Annotated in this window: 7 protein-coding genes; 4 read left to right on the top strand and 3 right to left on the bottom strand. The window is 49.3% G+C overall.

Annotated features, from left to right (window positions below; genetic code table 11):
- Positions 1 to 16: 16 nt before the first annotated feature.
- Both hrpA and dnaE read left to right on the top strand, forming a co-directional pair.
- Positions 17 to 3805 (top strand): ATP-dependent RNA helicase HrpA, encoded by a 3789-nt coding sequence (gene hrpA, locus AC2UZI_RS10165; RefSeq protein ID WP_486943761.1) that lies wholly within the window; start codon positions 17 to 19, stop codon positions 3803 to 3805.
- Positions 3806 to 3852: 47 nt separating this feature from the next.
- Positions 3853 to 7329, top strand: a complete 3477-nt coding sequence (gene dnaE, locus AC2UZI_RS10160) for a DNA polymerase III subunit alpha (RefSeq protein WP_486943760.1) — start codon at positions 3853 to 3855, stop codon at positions 7327 to 7329.
- A 41-nt stretch (positions 7330 to 7370) separates the two neighbouring features.
- Here the strand turns inward: dnaE and AC2UZI_RS10155 are convergent, their stop codons facing one another.
- On the bottom strand, positions 7371 to 8135 hold the full coding sequence (locus tag AC2UZI_RS10155) for a YdcF family protein (protein ID WP_486943759.1): 765 nt from the start codon (positions 8133 to 8135) through the stop codon (positions 7371 to 7373).
- Positions 8132 to 9118: a glycosyltransferase family 9 protein gene (locus AC2UZI_RS10150; RefSeq protein ID WP_486943758.1), complete on the bottom strand. Its 987-nt coding sequence runs from the start codon at positions 9116 to 9118 to the stop codon at positions 8132 to 8134. The genes AC2UZI_RS10155 and AC2UZI_RS10150 overlap by 4 nt, the downstream gene beginning before the upstream one ends.
- A gap of 94 nt (positions 9119 to 9212) precedes the next feature.
- Between AC2UZI_RS10150 and msbA the strand changes: the two genes are divergently transcribed.
- Positions 9213 to 10997, top strand: a complete 1785-nt coding sequence (msbA, locus tag AC2UZI_RS10145; protein WP_486943757.1) for a lipid A export permease/ATP-binding protein MsbA — start codon at positions 9213 to 9215, stop codon at positions 10995 to 10997.
- Between the two features lie 52 nt (positions 10998 to 11049).
- Positions 11050 to 11466 (top strand): hypothetical protein, encoded by a 417-nt coding sequence (locus AC2UZI_RS10140; RefSeq protein ID WP_486943756.1) that lies wholly within the window; start codon positions 11050 to 11052, stop codon positions 11464 to 11466.
- Between the two features lie 88 nt (positions 11467 to 11554).
- On the opposite strand, the gene rng is transcribed toward AC2UZI_RS10140, so the two are convergent.
- Positions 11555 to 13018, bottom strand: a complete 1464-nt coding sequence (gene rng, locus AC2UZI_RS10135; RefSeq protein ID WP_486943755.1) for a ribonuclease G — start codon at positions 13016 to 13018, stop codon at positions 11555 to 11557.
- Positions 13019 to 13728 lie beyond the last annotated feature (710 nt).

The raw sequence follows: 13728 nt of genomic DNA, 5'->3' as shown, positions 1-13728 counted from the left end.
ATGAAAAGCGAGTTTCATGCAAGAGCCAGTTGAAGTCTCGGGAAAACCCGTAACCCCTCCGGTCATTACGTATCCACCAGACCTACCTGTCAGTGCACGAAAAGAAGAAATCGCCGAGGCGATTAAAGCGAATCAGGTTGTTATTGTAAGTGGCGAAACCGGTTCTGGAAAAACCACGCAGATACCTAAGATATGCTTAGCGCTCGGACGTGGTCTTAATAAGACAATAGGGCATACCCAGCCACGTCGTTTAGCAGCGACCTCGGTGGCAAAACGTATAGCTGAAGAACTTAACACTGAAATCGGTGATTGGGTCGGTTATCAAATTCGTTTTGCTGATCGAACAAGTCCGCGCTCGGCCATTAAGTTAATGACAGATGGCATTTTACTGGCCGAAAGCCAGCGAGATCCTTTGCTACGTCGCTACGACACCATTATTGTCGATGAAGCGCACGAACGCAGTTTAAACATTGATTTTCTCCTGGGGTTCTTAAAGCAGTTACTGGTCAAGCGTAAAGATCTTAAGCTGATCATTACGTCAGCCACCATTGATGCCAAGCAGTTTTCTGAACACTTCGCAATTCAAGGTAAGCCAGCGCCTGTTATTGAAGTCTCTGGGCGTCTCTACCCTGTTGATGTGCATTACCGTCCGGTATTGCTTGATAAAAAGAGTGCCGAAGGCGACGTAGAAACAAGCAAAGACGATGAGCGCGATCTAAACGACGCTATTGTGGAAGCGGTTGCCGAATGCGGTCGATACGGTTCTGGCGATATTTTGGTTTTTTTACCGGGTGAGCGGGAAATTCGCGAGGCTGCAGAGGCCTTGCGTAAGCAACAACTACTGGGTACCGAGGTGTTGCCGCTGTATGCGCGACTTAGTCACGCGGATCAAGAACGTATTTTTAAACCGCAAGGTAATAGTAGGCGAGTGGTGCTGGCGACCAACGTTGCTGAAACGTCATTAACGGTACCGGGTATCCGTTACGTTATTGATAGCGGCTTGGTAAGGGTTAAGCGTTACTCATGGCGCAACAAGGTTGAACAGTTGCGTATCGAGCCTGTCAGTCAGGCTTCGGCTAACCAGCGGGCGGGGCGTTGCGGCCGCTTAGGGCCGGGCGTATGCATACGCCTGTATTCCGAAGATGATTTTAAGCAGCGTGCGGCATTCAGTGACCCCGAAATTCTACGTTCGTCACTGGCCGGCGTCATCTTAAGGATGAAAGCCCTTAGGCTGAACGACATCGAGCAGTTTCCCTTTGTCGAGGCACCTTCAGGGCGAGCCATCGCCGACGGTTACCAGTTGCTCCAAGAACTAGGCGCGCTTGATGAACAGCAAAACCTTACGAAAGTTGGACGAGAGCTATCACGGTTGCCGGTCGACCCGCGTATCGCCAGAATGGTGTTGGCAGCAAGGGATCAGCAATGTCTACACGAAATGCTGATCATAGCATCGGCGTTGTCAGTGCAAGATCCTCGTGAGCGCCCCATGCATGACCGGGAAGCAGCTGAACGAGCACATCAACGCTTTATTGACCCGCAATCCGAGTTCCTGTCCTTCGTAAAACTGTGGGATTGGTACGGTGAGCAGGTGAAAAGTCGGCTTTCTCACCGTAAGCTTAGCGCCTTATTAAAACAGAACTTCTTGTCCCCGATGCGCTTTAGAGAGTGGAGAGAGGTCCATAAGCAGTTGCTAAACTTAGTGCGCGAATTAGGTTGGCGCAGCAACACCGTAGAGGCCACCTACGAGCAGGTTCACTGTGCTTTGCTCACAGGCTTATTGGCCAATGTCGGGCATAAATCAGAGGATGCGGCGGTGTATCAAGGCACGCGAGACATCCGTTTTGTTATTCATCCTGGCTCTACACTTGGTAAAAAAGGCGGACGCTGGGTGATGGCAGGCGAATTAGTGGATACGTCACGTTTATTCGCACGATGTGTGGCGCGTATTGAACCCACATGGATCGAAAAAGTGGCAGGCCATTTGCTGAAGAAAAGTTGGTCCGATCCGCGTTGGGAGAAGCGGGCTGGCCGCGTTGTCGCAAATGAGCGAGCGACCTTATACGGATTGCTGATCTATCACGGGCGTCGCCTGCATTATGGTCGAATTAACCCAACTGAGGCGCGTGAAATCTTTATTCGTGATGCCTTGGTAACCGGTGACATCAATTCCAATCTGCCTTTTTTAAAGCATAATCGTCAACAAATTCAGGCAATTGAAAAGCTAGAGCATCAATCCAGACGACCCGATATCTTGATTGATGATGCGCTAATTTATGCTTTCTACGATGCAAAGATCCCTGCCGACATTTCCCAAACTGCCAGTCTTGAGAAATGGTTTAAAGGCTTAAGTAATGATCAGGCAGCGACCTTAAGGCTAAGTCGCGACGATCTGATGCAACACGATGCGGCGGGTATCACCACAGACGTGTTTCCCCGCAAGGTGGAGTGGGACGGCGTTAGTATGGCGTTGGACTATCACTTTGAACCAGGCTCTGTGCGTGATGGCGTCACCTTAACCATCCCACTTTATCATTTGAATAAAATTGATGTGCAACGGTGCGAATGGCTCGTGCCCGGAATGCTCAAGGAAAAGGTGCAATGGTTGTTACGGTCATTGCCGCAGCGCCTACGTCGTCATTGCGTCCCCATCCCCGATTACGCAGCGGGTTTTCATGAGCGTTGGTTCGAGAGAGCAAGCCAACCCACTCTGTCGTTGGTGGATGCCATCATCGCTGATGTGTGGCAAGAACGTCGACAACGCTTTGATCGCGACGATTTTAAAATCGAGACCTTGCCTCCACATCTGTGCATGAATTACAAAGTCATCGACGAGCATGGGCGTATGCTTTCCGGTGGGCGTAATCTCGAAAAGTTACGTGCCGAGCACGGGAAACAAGCTCAAGCCTCCTTTCAACGTATCGCCTCTTCAGACCGAGAGGTGGCTAAAGCGCTGAATCATGAGTCAATTACCTCGTGGTCCTTTGGTGAGCTGCCTGAGTTACTAGAGATAAAGCGCGGGCCGCGTTCAGTGGTGGGCTACCCAGCACTGGTAGATAAACAAGACAGTTGTGATGTCGATGTGTTTGATGACCCCGATGTAGCCGCTCGTACGCATCGTATCGGTCTACGACGTTTGTTTCGAATCGCCTTGCGCGAGCAAGTGAAATATCAAGAAAAGAACATTCCCGAGCTTACGAAAATGAGTTTGTTGTACATGTCCTTAGGCACCCAAGAAGAACTGCGAGATCAAATTATCGATGCCGCCATTGATGCCGTGTGTGTTGTTGAACCCTTGCCAACAAACGAAGTAAGCTTTGCCGAGCGGGTAGAGCAAGCCCGTTCTCGTCTTGGGTTACTGACTCAAGAAATTGCGAGACAGTGCGCAGTAATCTTAGCGGAATGGACTACACTGCAACGTAAGTTAGTCACGGTTAAAAGTCACAAACACGTTGTAGAGGATATGCAGGCGCATCAATCTCGTTTAATTCATAAGCACTTTCTACGAGACAATGACCTCTCGCGTTTAACGCACTTTCCGCGATATTTAAAAGCGGCGCAGTCGCGTATTGATAAATTACGAGCTGATCCGGCGCGCGATGCTAAGTGGATGGCAGAGATTTCGCCTTTGCAAAGCCGTTATCTCAAAGCGGTTGTTAGTGCCAAGGGGGCGAGCGACCCTAAACTGGATGATTTCCGCTGGATGCTGGAAGAGCTACGTGTTTCGCTTTTTGCGCAAGAGTTACGCACTCCTATGCCCATATCGGCTAAACGTCTGGAGCGGGCATGGGCCGCGATGCAACGATAGGCCGATTTTCCATACAGCCCACGACGCTTATTCTTTAAAAGATATTTATGACCCAAGCTTTTGTACATTTACGTTCGCACTCTGAGTTTTCAGTGGTTGATGGTATTGCGCGTATCCCTGATTTAATTCGCAAAGCGGTGGATGCGAAGCAGCCCGCTTTAGCGGTTACTGATTTAGCCAACCTTTTTGGCTTAATCAAATTCTATAAAAGCGCTCGTAAAAGCGGGGTTAAGCCAATTGCTGGTGCCGACCTCTGGGTGGAAAATGACATTGATCGAGACAAGCCCAGTCGAGTCTTAGTGTTGGTGATGAACAGCCAAGGCTATTTGGATTTGTGTGAACTGCTAACGCGGGCGTGGTTGGAAAATCAGTTCAAAGGCAGGGGTGAAGTCAAGCGCGAGTGGTTGGTAGGACAACAGCATCTAATTATGCTTTCGGGCGGTCGCTTGGGTGATATCGGCTTGGCACTTGAGGCTGGAAACGTTGATCTCGCTCGTGAACATGCGCAGTTTTGGGCAACGCACTACCCCAATCGTTTTTATGTGGAATTACAACGCGCCGGTAGTGAAGGCGATGATGCCTATGTTCAAGCAGCATGCGGCATAGCAGCCGAGGTGCAGTTACCCGTTGTTGCCACACACCCTATACAGTTTATTCATCCAGAAGATTTTCGCGCCCATGAGGTGCGGGTGTGTATTGCTGAAGGTGAACAGTTGGCTAACCCGAGACGGGTGCGCCGTTTCACCACGGATCAGTATTTCTTAGATTCTACGGAAATGCAGCGGCGCTTCGCTGATATTCCATCCGCTTTGGAAAACACGGTTGAAATTGCCAAGCGCTGTAACCTCACCTTGGTATTGGGTGAGCCTAAGCTGCCTAATTTCCCTACGCCAGACGGCATGACACTGGATGAATTCCTTAAGCATGAGGCCGAGCGTGGCCTGAATATACGCCTTGAGCAGTTGTACCCAGACGAAGCAGAACGCGCGGCGCAACACCCCACCTATTTAGAGCGACTTAATTGGGAGTGTGACACCATTATCTCAATGGGCTTCCCAGGATACTTTCTGATTGTTGCTGACTTTATTAACTGGGGTAAAGCCAACGGTGTGCCTGTGGGACCAGGACGAGGCTCCGGTGCGGGTTCATTGGTGGCTTACAGCCTAGGCATTACTGACCTAGACCCGTTGCGTTATGACTTACTGTTCGAGCGCTTCTTAAACCCCGAGCGGGTTTCCATGCCTGACTTTGATATCGACTTTTGCCAAGATAACCGCGAACGCGTCATCGACTATGTGAAGCAAAAGTATGGGCAGCAAGCGGTGAGTCAAATCGCAACCTTTGGTACCTTAGGGGCCAAGGCGGTGGTACGAGATGTAGGTCGGGTACTCGAACTGCCCTACAGTATGTGCGATGGCTTGTCTAAACTCATCCCCTTTAGTCCGGCAGACCCTTGGTCCTTAAGTCGAGCTCTCTCTGATGAACCCGCATTTAAAGAACGCTATGAAACGGACGAAGAAGTTAAAGCCTTGATCGATTTGGCGCGTCCGCTTGAAGGGTTGACGCGTAGCGTGGGGATGCACGCGGGTGGGGTGCTTATTGCACCTGGCAGGTTGGTGGATTTTTGCCCCTTATATCGTCAGCCCGGCTTAGAGGCGAACGCGGTATCGCAATACGATAAAGACGACGTAGAAGACGCGGGGTTGGTGAAGTTTGACTTTTTAGGCCTGCGTAACCTGACTATTCTCGATTGGGCGGTGAAATACGTACGGGCCTTTAACGAAGACCAAAAAGAGTTTGATCTCATGTCCCTCCCCTTAGATGACGAGGGGGCGTATCGTATTTTATGTGATGGCAATACCACAGCGGTTTTCCAGCTTGAATCGCGGGGCATGAAAGAATTGTTGCGTGGTTTACGCCCCAGCAATTTTGAAGACATTGTGGCGATGCTGGCGTTGTACCGCCCTGGCCCACTCGAGTCTGGCATGGTGGTGGACTTTGTGAATCGTAAGCATGGACGGGCTGAGGTGGATTATTTCCACTCTGACCTCGAGTCTGTGCTTACCAGTACCTATGGCGTGATTGTTTATCAAGAGCAAGTCATGCTGATTTCCCAAATTATCGGTGGTTACTCACTGGGCGGAGCCGACTTGCTTCGCCGTGCGATGGGTAAGAAAAAGCCAGAAGAAATGGCGATGCACCGCGAGATATTCGAGAAAGGGGCTGTAGAGAAAGGCTACGATGCTGATTTAGCCGTGAAGCTGTTTGACCTGATGGAGAAGTTTGCGGGTTATGGCTTTAATAAAAGTCACTCGGCGGCCTATGCGTTAATCGCCTATCAGACGGCGTGGTTAAAAGCACATCATCCTGCAGAGTTTCTAGCGGCAACGTTGTTATCCGATATGGATGACACCGATAAGATGCAAATTTTTTGGCAAGACGCCCTGCAAAATGGCATTGACGTTCTGCCGCCCAATGTGAACGAGTCGAACTATCGATTCGAGCCTGTGCGTGACCGCCATACCGAGCAAGGTAAACCTCCTCGAACCATTCGTTATGGCTTAGGGGCGATTAAAGGGGCAGGGCAAGCGGCGATTGAGGCCATCATCGCCGCTAGAAAAGAGGGTGGGCCTTTTACCAGCCTATTCGATTTTTGCCGCCGAGCCGATCGTACTCAGGTAAACCGCCGTACCGTGGAAGCGCTCATTCGAGCCGGTGCTTTTGATACGATTTCTGATAATCGTGCCGCGCTAATTGCCTCACTTAGTCGAGCGATGGAAGGTGCGGAACAGGCAGCAAGAAATGCGAATCAAGCCAGTTTATTTGACGATAATGCCGATGATATTGTCGAGGAAGAGCTAGCCCGCACGCGCCCCTGGGACTTACAAACGCAATTGCGACAAGAAAAAATGGCCATGGGTTTTTACTTCAGCGGACATCTTTTCGATGCGTGGCGAGACGAGGTTAGACGATTCGCACCGCGGCCCTTAGCCAGTCTCGAACCGTCTCGGTCGCCTCAGTGGTTTGCAGGCGTACTGGCTTCCGTAAGAGTTCGGATGACACGACGCGGCCGCATGCTTTATGCGCTGTTGGATGACGGTTCAGCGCAAGTCGAGGTGTCCATTTTTAACGAAGTGTTTGAGGCCAACCGACAGCACTTACGAGAGGATCAGCTCGTCATTATTCAAGGCAAAGTCAGTCACGACGACTACACGGGCGGGTTACGTGTCACAGCGGATGAAATACTGGACTTGCAATCAGCGCGAGAGGCACGAGCCAAAAGCTTATGCCTAAGTGTAGGAGAAGGGGTAGACGTTGCGCAGCTACGCAAAGTATTGAATCCTTTCCGTGCCGAACCGGAGAACAACATTCCAGGGGTCAGAGTGGATGTCGAGCTGCAGTACCCCCGTTACTCATGTACGGTGCGCTTAGGTGAAGAGTGGCGTGTACGACTAGCCGATACCATGTTCGAGCAACTGCATGATTGGCTAGGCGAAGAGGCCATTGAAATCCATTACACCTAAGCCACTGGACGGAAAAGGGCATTCATTCGGGGCTCTTGGGGTTACACCCAGCCTCGAGTCCAGTACACGACTAAGCCTACATATTCTTTAATGATGGATCTGCTGGCTTGAAGTGCGCGCATGGACGGTTTCCATCGTGAGAACCCCGGTTGTTTAGAGGCAACGATTTGTGGCGCTACCGGTGCAGCGATAATGTTCACGCCTTGTTTGTTAAAAGTGGCAATAGAGCGGGGCATATGTAGTGCCGAGGTCACCAACAATGCCGTACTAATGTCGTTTTCTTCCAGTTGCCGTACGCTATATACGGCATTTTCCCGCGTATTGTGACTGTCGGTCTCAAGCACAATAGCAGATGTCGGAACGCCCAATCCTTCTAATGATCGTGCCATCATTTGCGCTTCGCTAAAGCCGCCATCCAGCGCGGCACCCGAAACGACGATTTGTGGTGCTTTGTCTGCTAGGTACAGCTTTGCAGCACGCTCTACTCTGGACTCAGTGCCTGCTGTTTCTAGCGTTTCAAACCAATTCTTGCGATTGTTTGCAGTGTGCCCCCCTAAGACAATAATAGCTTCAGCATGAGGCGCGGCATCGGCTGTCACGTATGGGTAGCGTTGCTCAAGATGGCCGCCAGCCCAAATTGAGGTAATCGGCATCGACCAGGCGCCAACCCAAAGCGCTGCTGACATGCATAAGCATAGAGCGACCCTTCGAGCACGAAAAATGAAGAAAATCGTGGCGATCAGTAAAAGGGCAATGCCTAAATTTAAAGGAAGTATCAACTGCGTTAGAAACGAGGAAAGACTCATGTTATGGCTCTGGTTGATTTCACGAGATCAAGGGCGTGTTCTGAGACGTCATGCAATGTTGGCCATGACCCTAAGTCGCCTAAGGTGTGAGCCTTGTCTGACCAAGGGCGGGTGCGAGAAAGGCTTGATACACCAAACAGCGTGAGTTGCTTAGCCCCCGCCGCAGCCGCTAAATGAGAGACACCCGAGTCGTTACACACAACAAGGGCGGCTTTTCTACATAAAGCGCTAAATGCATCTAAAGGCAGCGACGGAATGGTGGGTGTTTTGGGGGCAGCAGCTTGCGCGGACTCAATTTCATTCGGAGGCGGACACATCACAACAGCCATACCGTGCAGTGTTAACAACTCATGAAGCTCTGCATACTGACTCCACGTTTTATTTTGCCCCTTATGCAGACCGGTGGCAGTGGGGGCGATTAGCACATAGTTGTCAGGTGTTAAACCGGCTCCGCTAATCGCCTCGGCACTTAAATCATCCGCCTCATCGCGTAATTTTAGTCCAAGCGTGGCGGGAGGAGTGGATGGCAGCGCTACACCCCAGATCGAGGTGCTGCGTACGGCAAGATCGTACCAAAACTCGACGGCATGCATGGGAGTGGAGGGTTTTTCTAAAGGCCATTTTAAAATAATGGATCGCCCTTCATCTTTATAGCCAGCGCTAGGAATGCCCGCTAGCCAAAACACCAAAGCACTTGAGATCGAATCGGGAACAATAAGTCCCACCGTTTTTCCATGATGATGTTGCTGTTTGTGCTTACGAACGTTTGCGGCGTCTTGACGAGTCTTACCCGTAATATCCACCCATCCTTCAAATGAATAGGCCGAGAGCAACGATTTCGCCCAAGGCCGTGCGCAGACAACGATACGTAGATCTTGCTTCATCAGCTCATGTAACATAGGGAGGCACATACACAGATCGCCAATCCAATTTGGCAAGCGTAAGTAGACTACCGTTTCAGAGCGATTAAATTCAGTGGTCATAGATAACGACTTCATGACAAAAAATGGGTTAGCAGCGCATTGCTTAACAGGGCTAAAATGCGTGCAAACCTCTAGTATATAAGTGAGCTTACTGTTGAAAAAACCGAAATCCACCGTCATCGATAAAAAACGCTTATTCGATTCGGATATCTGGCCCCGCATTTATCGTCGCTTAGCTCCGTACTGGAAGATAATTGTAGTCGCGATTTTCTTGGTGACCATCGTTTCAGCAACCAAGCCCTTACTCGCCATCATTATGAAGCCCTTATTGGATGATGGCTTCACTGGAAACAAACCGTCATATATTTGGAGTATTCCATTAACGGTAATTGGCTTGATGTTTGTGCGGGGTGTGGCGTCGTTCGCCAGTGAATACCTTCTTGCCCTAGTCGCTAACAATATGCTGCGGAAAATGCGCACGGATATGTTTGAGCGTTTGCTCGCCTTACCCGATTTGGTCTTTAAGCGCGGCGATAGTGGGCGGTTATTAAATCGCTTTACGATCGATGCCGGCACCATGACCAGCGTTGCCACCGAAGTCATCACTGTATTAGTGCGCGAAGCGCTAACCATCGTGGCCTTAATCGCCGTGCTACTTTATATGTCATGGCAGCTAACACTCATTGTTTTTATCATGTTGCCGATTTCGTTTATAACGGCACGTATCGTTTCTGTACGTCTACGGGCGATCAACCGCGAAACGGTCAACATGAATGCCGAGTTGGCCCGAGTAGTGGGCGAAACCATTGAAGGGCAACGCGTTATTAAGTTATTCGATGGCTACGAGCGAGAGCACAACCGCTTTGTGTATGTAAACGGTAGGTTGCGCCGTTTTGCAATGCGAGCGGCCACAGCCAATGCCGCTTTATCACCGATTACGCAGTTTTTTATATCGATTGCTACCGCCGGCGTTATTGCGGTGGCGTTGTATCAAGCCTCGGTTGATACCTTAACGATCGGTAGTTTCGCCGCGTTTCTGGGCGCGTTGGCTCAGCTATTTGATCCCATTCGTCGGCTCACTGGAATCGCTGGAACCACGCAACGCATGTTAGCAGCAGCTGAAAGTGTGTTTGCGTTGATCGATTTTGAAGTCGAGCCGACGGAGGCCAAGCGTTCATTTAAGCAGCCAGTGAAGGGAAGCATTGAATATCAAGGGGTCAGCCATTACTTTGAAGGCAGTGACACACCGGTCATTAATAAATTAAGTTTTAAAGCCGAGCCTGGGCAAACCGTCGCGTTGGTAGGGCGTTCAGGCAGCGGTAAGACCACACTGGCCAATATGCTGCCTCGCTTTGTTATCCCCACCAGCGGCGAGATACGAATTGATGGCATCAATATACAAGAGCTAGATCTACTGTCGCTACGTCAGCAAATATCAATGGTCAGTCAGGATGTCGTGTTATTTGAAGGGACGATTCGCGAGAATGTTGCGTATGGTATTTACGCCAGTCGCAGTGATGATGAAATATGGGCTATTTTGGAAGCAGCGAATTTAGCGGACTACGTTCGTGCCTTACCCAATGGGCTAGAGTCACCCGTCGGCGAAAAGGCCAATATGCTGTCAGGCGGACAGCGTCAGCGTTTAGCGATTGCACGAGCCTTAATAAAAAACAGCCCCATTTTAATATTGGATGAGGCCACTTCAGCACTAGATAATGAGTCCGAACGACAGATACAAGCCTCTTTGGATCTACTCATGCAGGGCAAAACCACATTGGTGATTGCCCATCGTCTTACCACCATTCAGAAGGCAGACTTAATATTGGTGCTTGATAAGGGTGAGATTATCGAGCAAGGTAATCATGCGCAATTAATAGAACATGATGGTGTCTATGCCTCACTCTATAAAATGCAGTTTTTAGATGAAGCCACAAATTAAGTGTCAGGCATTCAGCCAGTCAACAAGAGATAAGGTTAAGCAAGGTATGTTCATGAAAAAAATAGTAATTGCGGGTGTAGTAGCGTTGTTGGCGGGTTGTGCATCCTCACCTGCACCCAGTAACTTACGTGAGTTTGATCTGCGCAAAGACGCGTTTTTCAGAGGAGATCAAAAGTTCAGCATGACCTTAGCTGAAGTACAGCGTAACTTGTTTAGAAATAAAGAACTGTGTGGTGGGGATTTTGTATGGCGCTTGGATCCGAACCAAATCAGCTATGGCACCGTTATTTATCAACCCCACACTGATGCACCCTTAAGTCGATCGGTGTTAGTGGACCTTACCTCTTTTAGTAACGGGAATGTTTTGGCCAAAGCTTACAGTTACTATGCTTCCTTTGAGTTAAACCCACGGGACGTATTGAACGGCCTAGCGGACCCTACGATATGTCCGATGCAGACCTCTGAATGAAAAAAGCCATCCGTGACCTTAAGAATACGGATGGCTTTTTTCTACACGGTTGCGGTAGCGACGTGACGGTCTCGGTGGGTCGAGCGGCTTAGAATAAAATAATGTCGTATTGCTCTTGTGTGTACATGGGGTCAACCTCTAACGATATGGGCTTACCAATAAAATCACCCGCTTGAGCTAAGTGCTGACTTTCCTCTTCTAAAAACAAATCCACCACATCTTGAGAAGCCAAAACTCTAAACTCTTTGGGATTAAATTGCTTGGCCTCTCGTAACACTTCGCGCAATATTTCATAGCAAATGGTCCGCGCTGTGCGCACAGAGCCTCGCGACTGACAAGTTGGGCAAGGTTCGCATAACTGGTTTCTTAATGACTCGCGAGTCCGCTTCCTTGTCATCTCAACTAGGCCCAACTGGCTAAAACCGCTAACCGTCACACGAGTTCGGTCTTTAGCCAGCGCCGTTTGCAACTCCTGTAAAACGCTTAGCTTATGTTCATCATTCTCCATATCAATGAAATCGAGAATGATGATTCCTCCTAAGTTGCGTAAGCGTAATTGGCGTGCAATGGCTTCAGTCGCCTCTAAGTTGGTCCTGAAAATGGTGTCGCCGAAATTTCGTCCACCTACGTAACCACCGGTATTCACGTCCACCGTGGTTAGGGCCTCAGTTTGATCGATAATTAAGTACCCACCTGATTTTAAATCCACACGTCTGGATAACGCCCTTGCAATTTCTTCATCCGCATTCACCGTATCGAATAGGGGGCGACTCCCCGTGTGGTGATGGATTCGATTCAAAACAGATGGCGTGTAGGTGGAAGCCCAGTGTTGAAGGTGCTGCACTACCGTACGCGAATCAACAATAATATTTTCAGTTTCGGGGTTCACCATATCGCGCAATACGCGCTGAGCCAGATCTAAATCGGTATAAAGGGTTGAGGGGCTTGGCTGACTACGCAACCGTTGCTGCATGATTCCCCACAGTTTCTTTAAATACTTACAATCGGCCGCCAGCTCGTCATCAGTGGCTTGTTCTGCTTGTGTACGTACGATAAAACCCCCTTTTTCATCGGGGTCACAAAGACGCTGAATTCTAGCTTTAAGTTCATTTCTAAACTCTTCGCCCTCAATGCGTTGCGAAACGCCTATATGAGGATCGTAAGGCAAGTACACCAACATCCGACCAGCAATACTGATTTGCGTGGAAACACGAGCTCCTTTCGTGCCCAATGGGTCTTTAGTCACTTGCACTATCAGGGACTGACCTTCGAAGAGTATTTTTTCTATGGGGGTAGGGTTGGCACCGTTCATGCGTTCAGAGCGGTTTTGTCGTAAGTCAGCGATATGGACGAAAGCGGCACGTTCTTGGCCTATATCAATAAAAGCGCTTTGCATCCCCGGTAGTACGCGTACCACCTTACCTAAATACACATTACCCACGTACCCCCTTTGTATGCTGCGTTCGATGTGCAGTTCTTGTACCGAGCCTTGCTCCACCAAAGCTACACGTGTTTCAAAAGGAGTTACATTAATGAGAATGTCTTCAGGCATAGTTATTATTTGATCGTTTTAAAGAATTTCAGTGTAGGCGCATCAACTCGCTTCTGCTAGTCTTTACTTGAGTAAGGCAGGAAACGACAGACTGTTTTTTTCCGTCTGTGCTTAAACGCTGCATCGAAGCGCGTTAGTCGCTGGTTTACCCTAGATGTTATAGAGCAGACTACAGCAGTACTATAAAGACAATAGTAATCTGTTACGTCAGAGCGTCTAGCCGAAAGCACGCTAATAAGGCTTATTATTGTTTCGTCACATCATCTTTATTAACGTGAAGCGAAGATAAAGTCCGCATGCGGTACGGCGGGCCTAAGGTATTTGCATAATAAATGCAGCTATCGCTTGACAAGGCGTTGTCGCTGTCCTATAGTTTCATTCCTGCTTCAACAGCACTTAATGAAACTTCGGTTTTTAGCTAACAGCAGTTGACACCTAGCCCAAAGGGCAGTGTTCAACGCAATGTTTAGACAAGTGTTGAAGCACCGTTGATTAAATGGTTCAAAAAATTAATTTGACTTTTTTATAAAAGCGGTGCTATAGTTAAAGGCTTGGCTTTTCCAGCAGCGCTTATGTCGCTAGCCAGAACAAGGCAAGTAGCAGGTGGTAGGTAGTACCAAGCAGGGACGTAAACCTAAACGTTTTGCTTCTCAGCGCATCAGGCAGTTTAGTGGGTGTGCAGGGGTAGCAGGTTTTGGTTTACGAGAGGT

The sequence above is a fragment of the Paenalcaligenes sp. DL 463 genome, assembly GCF_057475185.1.
Note: the sequence above shows the minus strand (reverse complement) of the source record. Positions and strands in the feature narration are given on the sequence as shown.

What these genes read in the sequence shown, in the direction of transcription:
- hrpA (WP_486943761.1), top strand. Translation starts at nt 17, where the DNA reads ATGCAAGAGCCAGTTGAAGTCTCGGGAAAACCCGTAACCCCTCCGGTC.
- dnaE (WP_486943760.1), top strand. Translation starts at nt 3,853, where the DNA reads ATGACCCAAGCTTTTGTACATTTACGTTCGCACTCTGAGTTTTCAGTG.
- AC2UZI_RS10155 (WP_486943759.1), bottom strand. Translation starts at nt 8,135, where the DNA reads ATGAGTCTTTCCTCGTTTCTAACGCAGTTGATACTTCCTTTAAATTTA.
- AC2UZI_RS10150 (WP_486943758.1), bottom strand. Translation starts at nt 9,118, where the DNA reads ATGACCACTGAATTTAATCGCTCTGAAACGGTAGTCTACTTACGCTTG.
- AC2UZI_RS10140 (WP_486943756.1), top strand. Translation starts at nt 11,050, where the DNA reads ATGAAAAAAATAGTAATTGCGGGTGTAGTAGCGTTGTTGGCGGGTTGT.
- rng (WP_486943755.1), bottom strand. Translation starts at nt 13,018, where the DNA reads ATGCCTGAAGACATTCTCATTAATGTAACTCCTTTTGAAACACGTGTA.